The organism is Streptomyces sp. NBC_01092 (assembly GCF_045039535.1).
In the GTDB taxonomy this organism is placed as follows: Bacteria; Actinomycetota; Actinomycetes; order Streptomycetales; family Streptomycetaceae; genus Streptomyces.
Genome location: NZ_CP108659.1, coordinates 10309130 through 10324313 on the forward strand (window position 1 = coordinate 10309130; position 15184 = coordinate 10324313).

Consider the following 15184-nt stretch of genomic DNA (forward strand, 5'->3'; position numbering starts at 1 on the left):
GCGTGGGTTTCTGGAACAGGATTGAGGCGTCAGCCGTCGAGCCAGTCGCCTGCCAGGTCCGTGGGACGGTATCCCGTGGCGTTCCAGAGGAAATGCGGGTGGGCGCAGCCGAACATGTAGGCGAGCAGTGCGGCGTCCTCCCTCCCGGTCTGAGGGTCGTGCAGGGTGTGGAAGAACTCGGATCCGACTGCGCCGGAGTCTTGTTGGACATCACGAGCGCGGGCCGTGGACGGTGTGGCGCTGGATGCCTCCACGGCGGCGATGTACGTGCGGCGCAGGATCTCCCATGTGCTGTCGGTGTTGCCGTGCCAGGGGCCGTGCAGTGCTTCGAAGGCGTGGAGCTCGGCGTCGAAGAGGGGCCATGTCTCGGGGTATTGGGCTCGGCAGCGTGCGGAAAGCTCGGCGGTCCGGGCGCTCAGAGCTGGTGCGGTGGGCCGCGGGGCGATGGTGAGGGTGGTGCCGTGGGTGAGGATGCCGGTGCATGCGTTGGGCTGAAGGTCGCACAGCGGGCAGTCCGGGGCCGGGGGGAGGCCCTCGGTGATGCCGTCGAACCACAAGCCGTGGCGGCCCGTGAGCCCCAACCAGACGATGGTGCTGGGCATCAGCCAGGTGTTCCACATCGGGGGATGCGCCTCGGGCATGCAGCCGTACTTGACGCTGGCGATGGCGCAGGCAGCGTAGAGGGCCTTGGTGTGGGTGGGCATGTCGGCGAGCCAGAAGTTGCTGATCTCGCCGGTGAGGGCGTCGGCCCGTACGTCGACCATGTCGTCGATGACGCGGCACAGCAGCAGGGAGGCGAGGTGTTCTTCCTGCCAGAGTTCGGTGTCGGGTGAGACATGCCAGAACAGGCAGTCCATCATCTGCAGGAGTGAGTAGGTGCTCTGGCTGAGCGGGTTGGTCTGGGGGAGTACGACGCTGCCCGCGTGGTGCTGCTGGAGCCAGGACTCGTCCACGGATCGCTTATGGGCTGCGTAGAGTCCGCAGACCAGGGCCCGTGCGGTGTTGGTGCTGAAACTCTCGGCCAGGCGGCCTTCGATGAGTTGGGTGAGGTGCGTGGTGTCTATGGTGTCGATCACGCGTTTGTATTCATGGAAGAGCAGGATGTCGTCCTCGAAGCGGTGGCGGTAGCCAAGGTCTCGTTCAAGGTCGTTCATCTGCCGGGCCAAGGACCATCCACCGGTCAGGACGCTGTCGAGTTCCCGGTGGTACGGCCAGGTCTTGACGGTGAGGGGACGACCGGCGCTCTGCCGCCAACCGTAGTCGGCCAGCGTGCGTGCGGGAGGCGTGGGCAGCCGACGGCACAGAGAGCAGGCGCAGACGGCTGACTGCTCCTCCTCGCGCGGCGGGCTGAGTGCCCGGCTCCTCCATGCCCCTTCCAGCATCGTGCAAGTCAGTCGGCAGACCTCAATATCAGTGCTGACCTGGGGGAAGGCTGCTTCGATCACGCGCAGGCCGGCGTCGAGTCGCCTCAACCTGGCGTAGCCCTCCTCGTCGGGCGGGACGAACGCGCGCGGCGCCAGATTGAGGGCTCCCTTTACATGCAGCGTGCTGCCGGCGCGGGGGGATCCGAAGGCGTCCAGCCGCTGCTGAGCGGCGTTCTGGCAATCTCGGTACTCGTCCGTGCACCCATTGATGTGTTGCGCCAAGAGGTGGGCCAGGGCGTTCCCCGCCTCCGTCGGCTGGAGCCGGACGCTTGGCTGCGCCGGGAGCACGCTGTCGGTGGATATCTCCGGACCACCGCCTACGACACGAGATTTCACACCGGTATCCCTTCAAGCTGTGGTCCTGGCAGCGGAACGACCGGCCGTGGGTGTTGGCCGGTCGTGTCCGAGAAGCTTCCGTACATGCCGCGACGGCTCGCCGAACAGCGGGACTCACGCGACCGGATCCGGCTCATGCTGCGGGATGAGCACCTGCGGCGGGCGGCGGTACGACCGCCCGCTCATTCGAACTCACCTTCCCGATGCGCAAGTTGAACCGAAAACCGGTACCAGCCTTCCCGGGGTGTAAATGATCTACGCGTAAGCGGACCGTGATCTCCGTTACTGCTCAAGCCTCCTGAGCTGCGTATACTCGCTCGCCCCCGACGTAAGTGACAGCTACACGCGTCTCCGCGATCTCCCCGACGGGCCCGTCGAACGGATCGCGGTCCAGGACCACGAGATCGGCCAGCGCCCCCACCCGCACCTCGCCCGTTTCGTCGAGATGGTTCGCATACGCCGAGCCCGCCGTGTAGGCGGTCAACGCGTCGGCGAGTCCGATCCGCTCGCCGGGCAGGAACACCGGCGCCTCGGCGCTCTCCGGCGCCACCCGGTTCACCGCGACATGGATGCCGTGCAGCGGATCGGGGCTGCTCACCGGCCAGTCGCTGCCCGCCGCGAGCCGGGCACCCGAGCGCAGCAGAGCGCCGAACGGGTACTGCCACGCGGCCCGTTCGGGGCCCAGGAAGGGAATCGTCAGCTCGTCCATCTGCGGTTCGTGCGCGGCCCACAGCGGCTGGATGTTCGCGATCGCCCCGAGCCGGGCGAAGCGCGGCACGTCTGCGGGCTGGACGACCTGGAGATGTGCCAGGTGGGGCCGCGTGTCGCTCGGCCCGTTGGCGGCCCGCGCGGCCTCGATCGCGTCCAGCGCGTCGCGTACGGCCCGGTCGCCCAGGGCGTGGAAGTGGCACTGGAACCCCAGCGCGTCCAACTCGGTGACGTACTTGGGCAGTTGCTCCGGGGCGATGAAGCTGGTGCCGCGGTTGGCGGTGGCGCAGCCGCACCGGTCGAGATAGGGGTCCACCAGGGCCGCGGTGCCGGTCTCGGCGACACCGTCCAGCATCAGCTTGACGCTGGTCGCGCGGAACCTGCCGTGACTCAACGCCTCCCGGCGCTCGACCAGTTCGGGAATCTGCTCGGCGCCGCGCTCACGGTCCCACCACAGCGCGCCGACGACACGCGCGGTGAGCGAGCCGTCCCGCGCGGCCGCCGCATACGCCTGCGCCGGATCGTCCATGCCGAGGAAGTCCCCGACGAGCGCGTCCTGCCAGGCGGTGATGCCGAGCGCGTGCAGCCGGCGCTGGGCATGCAGCAGGGCCGCCACCCGGTCGGCCTGCGTGGCGGGCGGGGTGAGCCGCCCCACCAGCTGCATCGCGCCCTCCTGGAGGGACCCGCTCGGCTCGCCGGAGGGATCCCGGTCGATCCGCCCGTCGGCCGGGTCGGGCGTGTCGCGCGTGATGCCGGCGAGCGCCAGGGCGCGGCTGTTCACCCAGGCGCCATGATGGTCGCGGTTGGGCAGGTATACCGGCCGGTCGGGCACCACCGCGTCCAGCAGCTCCTTCGTCGGCGTACCGCCCTCGAAGGCCTCCATCGACCAGCCTCCGCCGGTGATCCACTCCCGCTCGGGGTGCGCGTCGGCGTAGGCGCGCACCACGGCGAGGGTCTCGTCCGCCGTCCTGGTCGCCGTCAGATCGCACTGGGTGAGTTCCAGGCCGGCCGGCACCGGATGCACATGCGCGTCCTGGAACCCGGGCAGCAGCAGCCGCCCGGCGAGGTCCACCACCTCGGTCCGCGGTCCGGCGAGATCGTGCACCTCCTGACGCCCTACGGCCGTGATGCGGTCGCCGGTGACGGCCACGGCGGTCGCGGTGCGGCCCTCGGGGGTGAGGACGGGGCCGCCGGTGAAGAGGAGATCCGCGTACATGTTCCTTTTCCTGGTAGGGGGTTATCGGGACGTGGCGAGCAGCTGCGGCGCGTCGGCGTCGGTGCCCTTGCCGGTGTGGAAGTACGGCGACCTGCGCACCCACCTGGCCCACGCGGCGGCCACGAAGCCGGACGCGATCATCGCCAGGGGAGTGGACAGCAGGAACCACCCGTTGTCCGCGCTGACTTCGAAGTGGTCGGCGGAGGAGTAGAACGACCAGCCGAGGTAACCGCCGAGGCCCAGCAGCGCGAGCGCGCTCAGCGTCGGCAGGACCACCGCGCGCACCCCCTGCCGCCAGTCCTCACGGAGCAGCGAGCGGAAGCGGACGGCGGCCGCGAGAGCGGTGAGGGCGTACGACAGGGCGACCACGATGCCCACGGCGGTCACTGTCGCCATGATCATGTCGGCGAGCCGCGGGATGACCAGTGCCAGTCCCGCGACCACCGCCGCCAGGGCGCCGATCAGTATCGTGCCGGCGGCCGGAGTCCCGTACCGGGGACTGACCTTGGACCACACCGGCCCGAGCGTACGGTCCCGGCTCATCGCGAACATCCCACGAGCCGTCGGGATCACCCCGGCCTGCAGCGAGGCGACCGCCGAGAACATCAGGGCGACCAGGGGAAGCGCGGCCCACGGCTGGGACGCCAACCGCTCGCCGAAGAACGCGAGCCCCTCGGGGCCGTGGCCGACCAACTCCTCCTCGGACAGCACGCGTTGGAAGGCGACCGAGCCGAGCAGGAACAGCGCCAGCATGGTGAACAGGGTGATGATCCCGGCCCGGGACGCGTCGCGCGGGTCGCGCACCTCCTCGTTGACGGTGAACGCCGACTCGAAACCCCAGTAGCAGAACACCGACAGCAGCATCCCCTGCGCGAGCGCGGTCGCCGACGGGATCGCGAACGGGTCGAACCAGCTCAGGCTGAAGTCGTGCGGGCCGGTGACGATGCCGTATCCGCAAAAGCCCAGCAGGACGACGTACTCGAAGACCAGCAGTCCGGCCTGGAGGCGTGCGGCGGTGCGGACACCGGTGACCGCGGTCAGCGTGACCGCGACCAGGACCAGGATGCCGACCGCCGTCGTCTGCGCGGTCGACCCCGGGTCCAGCGCGAGGCCGCCCACCCGGTGCAGCCCGGCGTCCCCGGCCAGCTGGAGCAGGGCCGAGCCGGTGACGGCCGTGGTGTACGCGAGGAACGCCACCACGGCCACGATGGTCACCCAGCCCACCATGAAGCCGAGCCACGGGGTGAGCGAACGGCCCACCCACACATAGCCGTTGCCCGCGTTCGGCTCGACCTTGTTGAGCCGGGAGTAGGCACCCGCGATGCCGAGGACGGGCAGGAACGCCAGCAGCATGATCGCCGGCAGATGCAGGCCGACCACGCCCGCGGTGACCCCGAGGCCGATACCGATGCTGGTGGTCGCGGCCGTGCTGGACGCGGCGATGGCGATGCCGTCCAGGACGCCGAGGGACTTGCGCAGCTCGGGCCGCGCTGGAGGGTCGACGACGCTGGAGGGCTGCTGATCGGACATGGCCGGATCTCCGCTCGCATCGGGGGCCCGGGCGGCCCCGATGAGCGGACATGAAACTGAACGAGGGCTTAACAGGTCAACGGTGTTGTCGTAAGGTGCGGGGCACCGGCCCGAGGGAGGCAGTCCATGAGCGAGCGCGTCGTCCCGCCCGCCGCGCGCCGGCGCAGGCGGCCCACCAAGCAGGGCGTCGTCCTGTCCGAGGCCCTGATCGTCGAGACGGCCCTGCGGCTGATCGAGGAGCACGGCGCCGACGCCCTGTCGGTGCGCCGCCTCGGCCGCGCCCTCGGCGCCGACCCCAGTTCGCTGTACCGGTACTTCCGGCACACCGACGACCTGATGCTCGCCATCGCCGACGAACTCATCGGCCGTACGCTGCGCACCTGGCGCCCCACCGGCAACTGGTGCGCCGACCTGCGGGACCTGGGCCTGCGCATGCACGCGGGCGCCCTCGCACACCCCCGGGCGGCGGTGCTCAGCTCGTACCGGGTGACCGGGCGGGCGTACGAGATCCAGGCCGTCGAGACCATGCTCGGCGTGCTGCGCCGGGCCGGTTTCCCCGACGCCGAGGCGGTGCGGATCTACCACGCCTTCGTCGACCAGGCCCTCGCCTACGGCGCCCTCGACTCGGCGAGCGTGGCGATGCCGAAGGCCGCGCGGGACGCGGAGGTGGCCGTCTGGCGGGGGACGTACGCGCGGCTGCCCGCCGAGACCCACCCGCACATCGCCGCCACGGCCCGGCATCTCGTGGCGGACATGCCGCGCAGCTCCTACCCGGCGGCTCTCGACCTGCTGCTCAGCGCTGCCGCGGCCCGGCTGACGGAAATCCGTTCCCGGGCCGGACGTCCGACGGCCACACTGGACACGTCCGTCAACGCAGCCCCGTGAGGAGACCGTTCGCCGATGACCCAGCCACCCGCACGTTCCGCCGAGCAGCGCAAGCGGGACACCCTGCACCGTCTGGAGCACGACGAGGACGTGTGGGTCGCCACCGCCGACGCCGATGGGGGAATGCCGTATCTCGTGCCGCTCTCCTTCCTCTGGGACGGCTCGACCCTGCTCCTGGCGACTCCGGCCGCGAGCCCGACGGGCCGCAACCTGAGGGCGACCGGCAGGACGCGCCTCGGTATCGGTCCGACCCGTGACGTCGTGATGATCGAGGGCACGGTCGAGACGATCACGCGGGCCGAGCTGTCCGGGGAGGAAGGCGACCGCTTCGCGGCCAGGACGGGTTTCGACCCGCGTCAACTCCGCACGCCCTACCTGTACTTCCGTGTCCTGCCCAGCCGGGTGCAGGCCTGGCGGGAGGCCGATGAACTGGACGGGCGGGATCTGATGAGGGACGGGAAGTGGCTGGTGGCGGACTGAAACGGCCCGACCGGGAGACCCGTGGGGGAGAGGGCGGCGGGACACGACCGTCCCGCGCCCAGGACCCCTGCGGAGGAAGCATGCCACTGGTGAAAGCGGGCTTCGTGGTGCTCGACTGCGCCGAGCCCGAGAAGCTCGCCGTGTTCTATACCGAACTGCTGCAAGGCGAGCAGACGGACGTGACCGCCAACCGCGTCGAGATCAGGGGCGCCGACGGCACCCGGCTCGCGTTCCGCCGCGACACGAACGCGATCCCGCCGAGCTGGCCACGCCCCGAGAACTCCCTCCAGGCCCACCTGGACTTCGTGGTGGAGGACCTGGACGAGGCGGAGCGCCGGATCGTCGGACTCGGCGGCCGCCCCATCGAGGCGAAGGACGCACGGGGCGCACACGAGGAGCGCGGCTACGCCGACCCGTCCGGCCACTCCTTCACCCTGCGCCGCGTGGCGGCTACGGCACCTAAGCAGCGGTGAGCCAGTAGCCGGTAGGGCGGGTCGGGGTGGGTCTCAGTCCCGCCCGCCGTCGGTGACCGGCCACACTCCCGTCGAGCGTTCGATCGCCTTCGCTCCCGTGCGGTCCGCCACGCTTCGGGCCACCGCGAAGAGGGCGCCCTGGACCGCGGCGGCGAGCAGGATCTCGCCCCAGCCGCGCTCGCGGTCCAGCGCGTCGGGGGCGTCCTCCTCGTGCCGGAGCGCCATCCAGGTTTTGCGGAAGGCGATCCCGGCCAGCGCCCCGCTCGCCCAGCCGAGGGCGAACCCCATGGGCTTGTAGGCGAGGGGGAGTTTCAGCTTCCTCTGCTTGTTCTTCTTCGCCATGCGCGCCTGCGCCTCCTTCGTCCGTCCGGGCCGCCCGCGCGGCGGAGCCCGCTCACCCACCATGGTCGCGGTCGCCGGGGTCCACCGTGAAGCGCCGGCTGCGGTCGTCCTGGAGGGGGTCGGCGATCGCCGGCGACAGGGCGTCCTCCAGCCCGAGCAGCCGCCGGGCCACCAGCGTCCGGTTCCCCGAGTCCCCCGATTTCCGTCGACGGCACCGTGTGAAGCCGATCCATCTGGGGAGTCGGCGAGAGATGAGCAGGACGACCGAGGCACCGAAGACGGACCGCAGGACCCGTGTCACCGTCCTGGGTGGCTCTCGCCGCGAACCTCGTCATCGCCGTGGCGCGGTGATCGGCGTGACCCTCGCCTTCATGGGCATGGCCCTGCATGATCACCGGGCAGGTCGTGTGGGAGGCGTCCGCCTCGCTCGCGATCGGCGCGCTGCTCGGCTACGTCGCCCACCGGCTGGGCCGCGACGCCCGCGACCGGCTGATCGGGGAGGCCGCCGACCCCGAGGCCGACGCCCGGATCCGTGCGCTGCCGGCGGCCCGCGTCGACCTGGTGCCCGGCCTCGACAGCGAACAGGTCGAGGAGGTGGCCGTGCGCATCAAACGGTCGATCGGCCTCGCGGTGGCCGAGGCGGACCAGGTCTTCCTCGACGTGCCGAACGCTCGGCCCACGAGGCGCAGGGAAGCCCCGCCGCGACGGGGGAGCGCGGCGGGGCCTGACGCACGTGTGCCCGGCCGATGCCGGTTCATGCGTACCGGTGGGAAAATTCTTTCGGAGCCCGGATCAGCCCTCGTCGAGGGGTTCCAGCACGAACACCGGGATCATCCGGTCCGTCTTCGTCTGGTAGTCCGCGTACGGCGGATACGCCTCGACGGCCCGCTCCCACCACTCGTCCTTCTCCGCGCCGGTGACCTCGCGGGCCCTCATGTCCCGCAGGTCCGGCCCGTCCCTGAGCTCCACATGGGGATCGGCCTTGACGTTGTGGTACCAGACCGGGTGCTTGGGCGCCCCGCCCAGCGAAGCCACGACGGCGTAGCGGCCCCCGTGCTCCACGCGCATCAAGGGCGTCTTGCGGATCTTGCCGCTCTGGGCACCCCGTGTGGTGAGCAGGATCACGGGCATCCCCGTGTCCATCAGGGTCGTGCCCTGGGTGCCGCCGGAGCTCTCGTACAACTCGACCTGCTTGCGCACCCAATCGGTCGGGCTGGGCTCGTACTCGCCCTCAAGAGGCATGACATCGGTCCCATCGTCGTGTCCTGGTGCTGACTGCAACATTCCTCAACACCGGCCGGTGCGGGATTCATCCTGCCGGTGCTACACCAGCATTCTCACGGCCAGCGCCAGGATCACGCCGCTCGACACCAGCGCCGTCACCAACCGTCCCCGAAACCCCGTCAGCACCCGCCCCAGCAGCGTTCCACCCCCGGCGAGCAGCAGCTGCCAGCTCGCCGACGCGGCGAATGCGGCGAGGACGAACACGCCCTGTTCCAGGGGCGATACGGCTTGCGTGGTGCGGGTGCCGAGGACCAGGGCCGCGAAGTAGATGACGGTGGCCGGGTTGAGGAGGGTGATGCCGAGCAGCGCCAGGTAGGCGCGCGTCGGGCTCGGGGGAGGGGGTGGGGGAGCGGAGCGGGTGGTGAGGCGGTGGCCGCGGTAGTGCCGGACGGCGGTCACAGCGCCCCGTACCGCGAGGACCGTCAGCACCAGGGCGCAGGCCCAGCGCAACGGCCCCAGCACCGGACGCAGCGCCGCGGCCAGGGCGGAGCCGCCGAGGGTGGCCGCGAGGGCGTAGAGCCCGTCGGCCGTCGCGACGCCGAGCGCGGCACAGACCCCGGTCCGCAGGGACGTACGGGCGGTGAGGGAGACGAGATACGTCGCGACCGCGCCTACGGGGACGGCGATGCCGTAGCCCGCGAGCAGCCCCGCGACGAGCGCGGCCGTCATGACGTGGGAAGCGAGGGCCTCCGGGGTCGGCCGGGCTGCTGCTGGAACCGCACCGGACGAGCGGCGACGGTCGGCGGCAGGAAGGCGAGGGTCGTAGGCATGGCCGGATTCTGCGGGTGGCGAGGGCTCCCCGACAAGCGAGTTTCGCGGCAGGGCCGCGGATCACCGGTCGGGCGTCGGCCCCGCCGAAGCTCTGTGCGACGATCCCCGGCCAGATTGCCCGCGCGCCTGATCTGGCCGAACTTGGCGTCGTCAGCTAGATGCCCCAGGCATCTAATGAAGATCGGCACGACGCACTCTTCGGCTGCGAGGTCTTCCATGACGGACATGACGGAACCGCACACCGTCGCCTTCCCCCAGAACCGCACCTGCCCCTACCACCCGCCCACGGCCTACGACCCGCTGCGCGACACGCGCCCACTGACCCGCATCATCCTCTACGACGGACGCCCGGCCTGGCTGGTCACCGGACACGCCCTCGCCCGCACGCTGCTCGCCGACTCGCGGCTGTCCTCCGATCGCATGCGGCCCGGCTTCCCCGCGCCCACGGAGCGGTTCGCGGCGGTCCGCGACCGCAAGTCCGCGCTGCTGGGTGTCGACGACCCCGAACACCGGGTCCAGCGACGGATGATGGTCCCGAGCTTCACGCTCCGGCGCGCCGTCGAGCTGCGCCCGGAGATCCAGCGGATCGTGGACGAACGACTCGACGCGAAGATCGCCCAGGGAGCACCCGCCGACCTGGTGAGCGCCTTCGCGCTGCCTGTGCCCTCGATGGTCATCTGCGCTCTGCTGGGCGTGCCCTACGCCGACCACGACTTCTTCGAGGGGCAGTCACGACGCCTGCTGCGCGGCCCTACGGCCGCCGAGACCAGGGACGCCCGTGACCGGCTGGAGGCGTACTTCGCCGAGCTGATCGAGCGGAAGCAGAAACAGCGGGAGCCCGGTGACGGTGTGCTGGACGAACTCGTCCACCAGCAGCTGCGCGACGGCGACCTGGACCACGAGGAGCTCATCGCCCTCGCGACCATCCTGCTGGTCGCCGGCCACGAGACGACCGCCAACATGATCTCCCTGGGCACCTTCGCGCTGCTCCAACACCCCGAGCGGCTGGCCGAGCTGCGCGCCGACCCCGGGCTGCTGCCCACCGCGGTCGAGGAGCTCATGCGGATGCTGTCGATCGCCGACGGGCTGCTGCGGGTCGCCGCCGAGGACATCGAGGCGGGCGGCGAGACGATTCGGACGGGTGACGGCGTGGTCTTCTCGACGTCGGTCATCAACCGCGACGAGTCCGTCTACCCCGACCCCGATGCCATGGACTGGCACCGCCCGGCCCGCCACCACGTCGCCTTCGGGTTCGGCATCCACCAGTGCCTCGGCCAGAACCTGGCCCGCGCCGAGATGGAGATCGCCCTGCGCACCCTCTTCGACCGCCTGCCGACCCTGCGGCTGGCCGTCCCGGCGGAGGAAATCCCCTTCAAACCCGGCGACACGATCCAGGGGATGCTGGAACTCCCCGTGACCTGGTAAGAGGCTCCGGTCATGCACAACGAAACGCACGAATCAGGCCATATCCACATCGACATCGACCACGACCTCTGTATCGGCGCCGGCCAGTGCGCCCTGGCCGCCCCGTCCGTCTTCACCCAGGACGACGACGGCTTCAGCGCCCTGCTGCCCGGCCGGGAGGACGGCGGCGGCGACCCGATGGTGCGGGAGGCCGCCCGGGCTTGCCCGGTCAGCGCCATCACCGTGTCGGACGAGGGGAGCTGACGGCCACCACCTCGCACGTCACCAGTGGCAGTGAGCGGGCCCGCACCCGATGCGGGCCCGCCACCCGCGGCACGGATACCGCCTGAGGGGCAGATGCCGGCCGTCGCGCAGCCCCGCCCGCGGAGCAGCGACCGCCGTCTCAGCGTGCCGCCAGCAGTGCCCGTGCCGCCTCCCGTGCCTTGGCCGCCGGGCCTTCACCCCTATGCGGGCCCGCTGCCCGCGGTGCAGAGACGGCGCTTGGCGCAGACCCGCCCGTGGAGCAGAGACCGCGCTGTCTCGGCGTGCCGCCAGCCGCACCCGCGCCGTCTCCCGAGCCTCGGCGGCCAGGGCCGCACCTCGTTGCGGGCCCGCCGCCCGTGGCGCCCCCGCAGTGCAGAGACCGCCCGCGGCACAGATGCCGGCCATCGCCCAGGCCCGCCCGCGGAGCAGCACCCGCGCCGTTTCAGCGTGCCGCCAGCAGTGCCCGTGCCGCCTCCCGTGCCTCGGTCGCCGGTCGCGTGTCGCCCGTTATCCCCGCCGTGACCATGGCGCCCTCGGCCAGCAGGTACAGCGGTCCGGTCAGGGCCTCGGGGAGCCCGGCCTCGGTCACCAGCGAGGCGAGGTAGGCGCGGAACGCCCGCTTGTGCGTCCGGACCTGGTCCGCCACCCGCTGCGACCGCGCGCCCAGCTCGCCGTAGGAGTTGATCCAGGCGCAGCCCCGGAAGTCGTCCTCGGCGAACCACTCCTCCAGCCAGTCGAAGACGGCGATGATCCGCTCCTCGGGGTCGCTCCGCCGTTCCACGTATGCGGCGAGCCCACCGCGCCAGCGCACGTCGCGCCGTTCCAGATACGCCTCGACCAGCTGCTCCTTCGCCGGGAAGAGCTGGTAGAGCCGCTTGAGCGAGACCCCGGACGCGCCCCGGATGTCGTCCATGCCGACGGACTGGATACCGCGTCCGTAGAACAGCATCTCCGCGGCGTCCAGTGCCTGCTCCCGGGCGGTTGCGGTGTCCATGGGCGACCTCTCCTTGACGTGAGAACGTGCGTTCTCCTACGGTAGCAGTCATGTGGAGAACGACCGTTCTCCCATCGTTTTCCGACCGCTCTCGCCGCCGATACGCCCGGAGGATCACATGTCCGACCGACCGCCCCTGCCCCCGTTCACCCGAGAGACCGCCGCGCAGAAGGTGCAGGCCGCCGAGGACGCCTGGAACACCCGCGACCCGCACAAGGTGTCGCTCGCCTACTCCGAGGACTCGGTGTGGCGCAACCGCGACACCTTCGTCACCGGGCGCGCCGAGATCGTCGAGCTCCTCACCGCGAAGTGGGCGCGCGAGCGGGAGTACGCGCTGCGCAAGGACCTGTGGGCCTTCGACGGCAACCGCATCGCCGTCCGCTTCCAGTACGAGTGCCAGGACGCCGCCGGCCGGTGGTGGCGGTCGTACGGCAACGAGCTGTGGGACTTCGACGAGCACGGGCTGATGACCCGTCGGGAGGCGAGCATCAACGACGTGCCGATCGAGGAGAAAGACCGCCGCCTCTTCGGTCCGCGACCGGAGAACGAGCGCGGGCTGACCTTCCCGGTGCGCTAGGCCCGTTGAGTAGGGTTCCCGGGTGACCGAACAGGCCCGGAAACCCTTCCTCTACGTCGTCGTCTGCGCCGCCGGGATCGCCGTGGACGTCAGCAAACTGATCGGCGCCGCGCAGGAGCGGGACTGGGAGGTCGGGGTCATCGCGACCCCGGTCGCCATGAACGGCTTCTTCGACACCGCCGCCGTGGAGGCCCTGACGGGCCGCCCGATCCGCTCGGCGTGGCGTACTCCCGCCGATCCCCGGCCCTTCCCGCCGCCGGACGCCGTCGTCGTCGCACCGGCCACCTTCAACACCATCAACAAGTGGGCCGCCGGTATCTCCGACACCCTCGCCCTGGGCACCCTGTGCGAGGCATACGGCCTCGGTGTCCCGATCGCCGTCCTGCCCTGCGTGGCTGACGCCCTCGCCGCCCATCCCGCCTACGGCGCCAGCCTGATACGGCTGCGCGGGATGGGCGTGCGCTTCGGCGAGCCGTACACCGGCGAGGTGGGGGAGGACGGCCGGCGGCCGGAGTTCAGGTGGGACAGGGCGCTGGACCTGCTGGAGCGCGGCCGAGGTCCCGTCGGATGACGAGAACCGGTGCTGCGCCGTGGACGGGACCGGCCCGGAGTGCACACGACCACGTACGCTCCCCAGGAACCCCACCCGGAAGGCAGGAGCAGCAACGATGCAGTACGTGAAGCTCGGTTCGACGGGCCTGGACGTGTCGCGGATCTGTCTGGGTTGCATGACCTACGGGCTCCCCGACCGCGGCGCGCACGAGTGGACCCTCGACGAGGAGGCGTCACGGCCGTTGATCCGGCAGGCGCTGGACGCCGGGATCAACTTCTTCGACACCGCCAACGTGTACTCCGACGGCACCAGCGAGGAGATCGTCGGCAAGGCGCTGCGCGACTTCGCGAGCCGCGACGAGATCGTGCTGGCGACCAAGTTGAACGGCCGGATGCGGCCCGGCCCCAACGGCGCCGGTCTCTCCCGCAAGGCCATCATGACGGAGATCGACCACAGCCTCACCCGCCTCGGCACCGACTACGTCGACCTGTACCAGATCCACCGCTTCGACCCGAACACGCCGGTCGAGGAGACGATGGAGGCCCTGCACGACCTGGTGAAGGCGGGCAAGGTGCGCTACATCGGGGCGAGTTCGATGTACGCGTGGCAGTTCTCCAAGATGCAGTACACGGCCGAGCGGCACGGCTGGACCAAGTTCGTCTCGATGCAGAACCACTACAACCTCGTCTACCGCGAGGAAGAGCGCGAGATGCTGCCGCTGTGCGCGGACCAGGGCGTCGGCGTGCTGCCCTGGAGCCCGCTGGCCCGCGGCCGGCTCACCAGGGACTGGGGCACCGTCACCGAGCGCAGCGCCAACGACAACTTCGGCAGCCGCCTCTACGTCGACAGCGACCGGGTCGTCGTCGAGGCCGTCACCCGCGTCGCGAACGAACGAGGAGTCCCGCGCGCCCAGGTCGCCCTCGCCTGGCTGCTGCAGCAGGCTCCCGTGACGGCCCCGATCATCGGCGCGGCCAAGCCGCAGCACATCGAGGACGCGGCGGCAGCGGTCGAACTGGAGCTGAGCGAGAAGGAGTTGGACGAGCTCCAGCAGCCCTACGCACCGCATCCGGTCATCGGCCACTGAAGCACCCCGAGAACGGGCGCGGGGCGCACTAGTGGGGTCCGTGCGGCGCGAACTCGGTGCCGCACGGACCCGCCCCCTCGCTCTCGGCCAACGGCATACCCTCACCGCTCATCGACACCGTCCGGTAGTACGCGCCGATCCGCTCGGCCGAACGCCCCACGTAGTGACCGATGAACGACCGCCGGAAGCGATCCTCCGTACGGTTCGGCTGCGACCCGTGCACCAGACTTCCGTTGAAGAACAGGACGTCCCCCGGCTCCATGTCGACCGGGACGGCCGCCAGGCCGGCCGGCGGCGCCACGTACTCCCGCGCGAAGGACACCTCTGCGTCCGCCGTTTCCGGACAGAACAGGTCCATGGCATGCGTGCCGGGGACGACTTCGAGACCGCCGTTGTCCCGGTCGATCACCTCGCAGGCGATCCACGCCGCCACACACGTGCCCGGCTCGACCCGCAGATAGAAGTTGTCCTGGTGCAGCGCCTGCCCCCGGGCCCCCGGCGGCTTGAAGTAGAACATGCTCTGCGCCGCCAGCACCTCCTCCCCGAGCAGCACCTCCAGCACACCGCGCAGCCGGGGATCGAGCAGCACCCGCAGCGCCCCTTCGTCGATCTCGTGCGGTTGCATCACCCGCGGATACACGCTCAGCGGATCATTGCCGGCCGGCCGGGGCTCGAAGTGCCCGGGCACCGGCCCGCCCGCGTGCAGCGCCGCGAACCGCTCGCACAACCGGTCGATCTCGTCGTACCCGAACAGGCCGCGTACGACGATGAAACCCTCCTCCCGGAACCGGCGCAGCCCGGCCTCGGGCAGGATGGGGGCGCCTGCGGCGCCGATGTCCGTGGCTGTCATGCGTCCACT

General features: G+C 70.9%; 16 protein-coding genes and 2 pseudogenes. 9 read left to right on the plus strand and 9 right to left on the minus strand.

Annotation, left to right across the window (positions count from 1 at the left end):
• Positions 1 to 29: 29 nt before the first annotated feature.
• From OG254_RS45895 to OG254_RS45905, 3 genes are all read right to left on the minus strand, one after another.
• The gene (locus OG254_RS45895) at positions 30 to 1760 is read right to left on the minus strand and encodes a hypothetical protein (RefSeq protein WP_405593707.1); all 1731 of its coding nucleotides are present in this window, start codon (positions 1758 to 1760) and stop codon (positions 30 to 32) included.
• A 289-nt stretch (positions 1761 to 2049) separates the two neighbouring features.
• A complete protein-coding gene (locus OG254_RS45900; RefSeq protein WP_405593708.1) occupies positions 2050 to 3684 on the minus strand; it encodes an amidohydrolase in 1635 nt (544 codons plus the stop codon).
• 21 nt (positions 3685 to 3705) lie between these two features.
• Positions 3706 to 5214 (minus strand): APC family permease, encoded by a 1509-nt coding sequence (locus OG254_RS45905; protein WP_405593709.1) that lies wholly within the window; start codon positions 5212 to 5214, stop codon positions 3706 to 3708.
• A gap of 126 nt (positions 5215 to 5340) precedes the next feature.
• Between OG254_RS45905 and OG254_RS45910 the strand changes: the two genes are divergently transcribed.
• The 3 genes from OG254_RS45910 to OG254_RS45920 all read left to right on the plus strand — a co-directional run bounded on the left by OG254_RS45910 (position 5341) and on the right by OG254_RS45920 (position 7052).
• Complete coding sequence (locus OG254_RS45910; RefSeq protein WP_405593710.1) at positions 5341 to 6099, plus strand: helix-turn-helix domain-containing protein; 759 nt, start codon at positions 5341 to 5343, stop codon at positions 6097 to 6099.
• A gap of 15 nt (positions 6100 to 6114) precedes the next feature.
• A complete protein-coding gene (locus tag OG254_RS45915; RefSeq protein ID WP_405593711.1) occupies positions 6115 to 6579 on the plus strand; it encodes a pyridoxamine 5'-phosphate oxidase family protein in 465 nt (154 codons plus the stop codon).
• Positions 6580 to 6659: 80 nt separating this feature from the next.
• Positions 6660 to 7052 carry a VOC family protein gene (locus OG254_RS45920; protein ID WP_405593712.1) on the plus strand — a complete coding sequence of 131 codons (393 nt, stop codon included), beginning with the start codon at positions 6660 to 6662 and terminating at the stop codon, positions 7050 to 7052.
• Between the two features lie 33 nt (positions 7053 to 7085).
• Here OG254_RS45920 and OG254_RS45925 read toward each other — a convergent pair whose 3' ends face one another.
• Entirely contained in the window at positions 7086 to 7394 is a 309-nt protein-coding gene (locus OG254_RS45925; protein WP_405593713.1) for a DUF4235 domain-containing protein, read from the minus strand.
• Between the two features lie 64 nt (positions 7395 to 7458).
• Positions 7459 to 7578: pseudogene (locus OG254_RS45930) on the minus strand (glutathione S-transferase family protein); the annotation flags it as partial.
• A 160-nt stretch (positions 7579 to 7738) separates the two neighbouring features.
• Between OG254_RS45930 and OG254_RS45935 the strand changes: the two are divergent.
• A pseudogene (locus tag OG254_RS45935) lies at positions 7739 to 8122 on the plus strand (hypothetical protein); the annotation flags it as partial.
• A 64-nt stretch (positions 8123 to 8186) separates the two neighbouring features.
• Here the strand turns inward: OG254_RS45935 and OG254_RS45940 are convergent.
• Together OG254_RS45940 and OG254_RS45945 are read right to left on the minus strand one after the other, a co-directional pair.
• Entirely contained in the window at positions 8187 to 8636 is a 450-nt protein-coding gene (locus OG254_RS45940) for a nitroreductase family deazaflavin-dependent oxidoreductase (RefSeq protein WP_405593714.1), read from the minus strand.
• Between the two features lie 81 nt (positions 8637 to 8717).
• The gene (locus OG254_RS45945) at positions 8718 to 9347 is read right to left on the minus strand and encodes a LysE family transporter (RefSeq protein ID WP_405593715.1); all 630 of its coding nucleotides are present in this window, start codon (positions 9345 to 9347) and stop codon (positions 8718 to 8720) included.
• A gap of 318 nt (positions 9348 to 9665) precedes the next feature.
• On the opposite strand from OG254_RS45945, the gene OG254_RS45950 reads away from it, so the two are divergent.
• Positions 9666 to 10874: a cytochrome P450 gene (locus tag OG254_RS45950; RefSeq protein WP_405593716.1), complete on the plus strand. Its 1209-nt coding sequence runs from the start codon at positions 9666 to 9668 to the stop codon at positions 10872 to 10874.
• Between the two features lie 42 nt (positions 10875 to 10916).
• Positions 10917 to 11117, plus strand: a complete 201-nt coding sequence (locus OG254_RS45955; RefSeq protein ID WP_147998679.1) for a ferredoxin — start codon at positions 10917 to 10919, stop codon at positions 11115 to 11117.
• 442 nt (positions 11118 to 11559) lie between these two features.
• Here the strand turns inward: OG254_RS45955 and OG254_RS45960 are convergent, their stop codons facing one another.
• Positions 11560 to 12111, minus strand: a complete 552-nt coding sequence (locus tag OG254_RS45960) for a TetR/AcrR family transcriptional regulator (protein WP_405593717.1) — start codon at positions 12109 to 12111, stop codon at positions 11560 to 11562.
• Between the two features lie 118 nt (positions 12112 to 12229).
• Between OG254_RS45960 and OG254_RS45965 the strand changes: the two genes are divergently transcribed.
• The 3 genes from OG254_RS45965 to OG254_RS45975 all read left to right on the plus strand — a co-directional run bounded on the left by OG254_RS45965 (position 12230) and on the right by OG254_RS45975 (position 14325).
• The gene (locus tag OG254_RS45965; RefSeq protein ID WP_405593718.1) at positions 12230 to 12688 is read left to right on the plus strand and encodes a DUF1348 family protein; all 459 of its coding nucleotides are present in this window, start codon (positions 12230 to 12232) and stop codon (positions 12686 to 12688) included.
• Positions 12689 to 12710: 22 nt separating this feature from the next.
• The gene (locus OG254_RS45970; RefSeq protein WP_405593719.1) at positions 12711 to 13259 is read left to right on the plus strand and encodes a flavoprotein; all 549 of its coding nucleotides are present in this window, start codon (positions 12711 to 12713) and stop codon (positions 13257 to 13259) included.
• Positions 13260 to 13356: 97 nt separating this feature from the next.
• Complete coding sequence (locus OG254_RS45975; RefSeq protein ID WP_405593720.1) at positions 13357 to 14325, plus strand: aldo/keto reductase; 969 nt, start codon at positions 13357 to 13359, stop codon at positions 14323 to 14325.
• A 28-nt stretch (positions 14326 to 14353) separates the two neighbouring features.
• Here the strand turns inward: OG254_RS45975 and OG254_RS45980 are convergent, their stop codons facing one another.
• Positions 14354 to 15175, minus strand: a complete 822-nt coding sequence (locus OG254_RS45980; RefSeq protein WP_405593721.1) for a phytanoyl-CoA dioxygenase family protein — start codon at positions 15173 to 15175, stop codon at positions 14354 to 14356.
• Positions 15176 to 15184: the final 9 nt, after the last annotated feature.

What these genes read in the sequence shown, in the direction of transcription:
- OG254_RS45915 (WP_405593711.1), top strand. Translation starts at nt 6,115, where the DNA reads ATGACCCAGCCACCCGCACGTTCCGCCGAGCAGCGCAAGCGGGACACC.
- OG254_RS45940 (WP_405593714.1), bottom strand. Translation starts at nt 8,636, where the DNA reads ATGCCTCTTGAGGGCGAGTACGAGCCCAGCCCGACCGATTGGGTGCGC.
- OG254_RS45925 (WP_405593713.1), bottom strand. Translation starts at nt 7,394, where the DNA reads ATGGCGAAGAAGAACAAGCAGAGGAAGCTGAAACTCCCCCTCGCCTAC.
- OG254_RS45960 (WP_405593717.1), bottom strand. Translation starts at nt 12,111, where the DNA reads ATGGACACCGCAACCGCCCGGGAGCAGGCACTGGACGCCGCGGAGATG.
- OG254_RS45950 (WP_405593716.1), top strand. Translation starts at nt 9,666, where the DNA reads ATGACGGACATGACGGAACCGCACACCGTCGCCTTCCCCCAGAACCGC.
- OG254_RS45980 (WP_405593721.1), bottom strand. Translation starts at nt 15,175, where the DNA reads ATGACAGCCACGGACATCGGCGCCGCAGGCGCCCCCATCCTGCCCGAG.
- OG254_RS45900 (WP_405593708.1), bottom strand. Translation starts at nt 3,684, where the DNA reads ATGTACGCGGATCTCCTCTTCACCGGCGGCCCCGTCCTCACCCCCGAG.
- OG254_RS45910 (WP_405593710.1), top strand. Translation starts at nt 5,341, where the DNA reads ATGAGCGAGCGCGTCGTCCCGCCCGCCGCGCGCCGGCGCAGGCGGCCC.
- OG254_RS45965 (WP_405593718.1), top strand. Translation starts at nt 12,230, where the DNA reads ATGTCCGACCGACCGCCCCTGCCCCCGTTCACCCGAGAGACCGCCGCG.
- OG254_RS45905 (WP_405593709.1), bottom strand. Translation starts at nt 5,214, where the DNA reads ATGTCCGATCAGCAGCCCTCCAGCGTCGTCGACCCTCCAGCGCGGCCC.
- OG254_RS45945 (WP_405593715.1), bottom strand. Translation starts at nt 9,347, where the DNA reads ATGACGGCCGCGCTCGTCGCGGGGCTGCTCGCGGGCTACGGCATCGCC.
- OG254_RS45975 (WP_405593720.1), top strand. Translation starts at nt 13,357, where the DNA reads ATGCAGTACGTGAAGCTCGGTTCGACGGGCCTGGACGTGTCGCGGATC.
- OG254_RS45920 (WP_405593712.1), top strand. Translation starts at nt 6,660, where the DNA reads ATGCCACTGGTGAAAGCGGGCTTCGTGGTGCTCGACTGCGCCGAGCCC.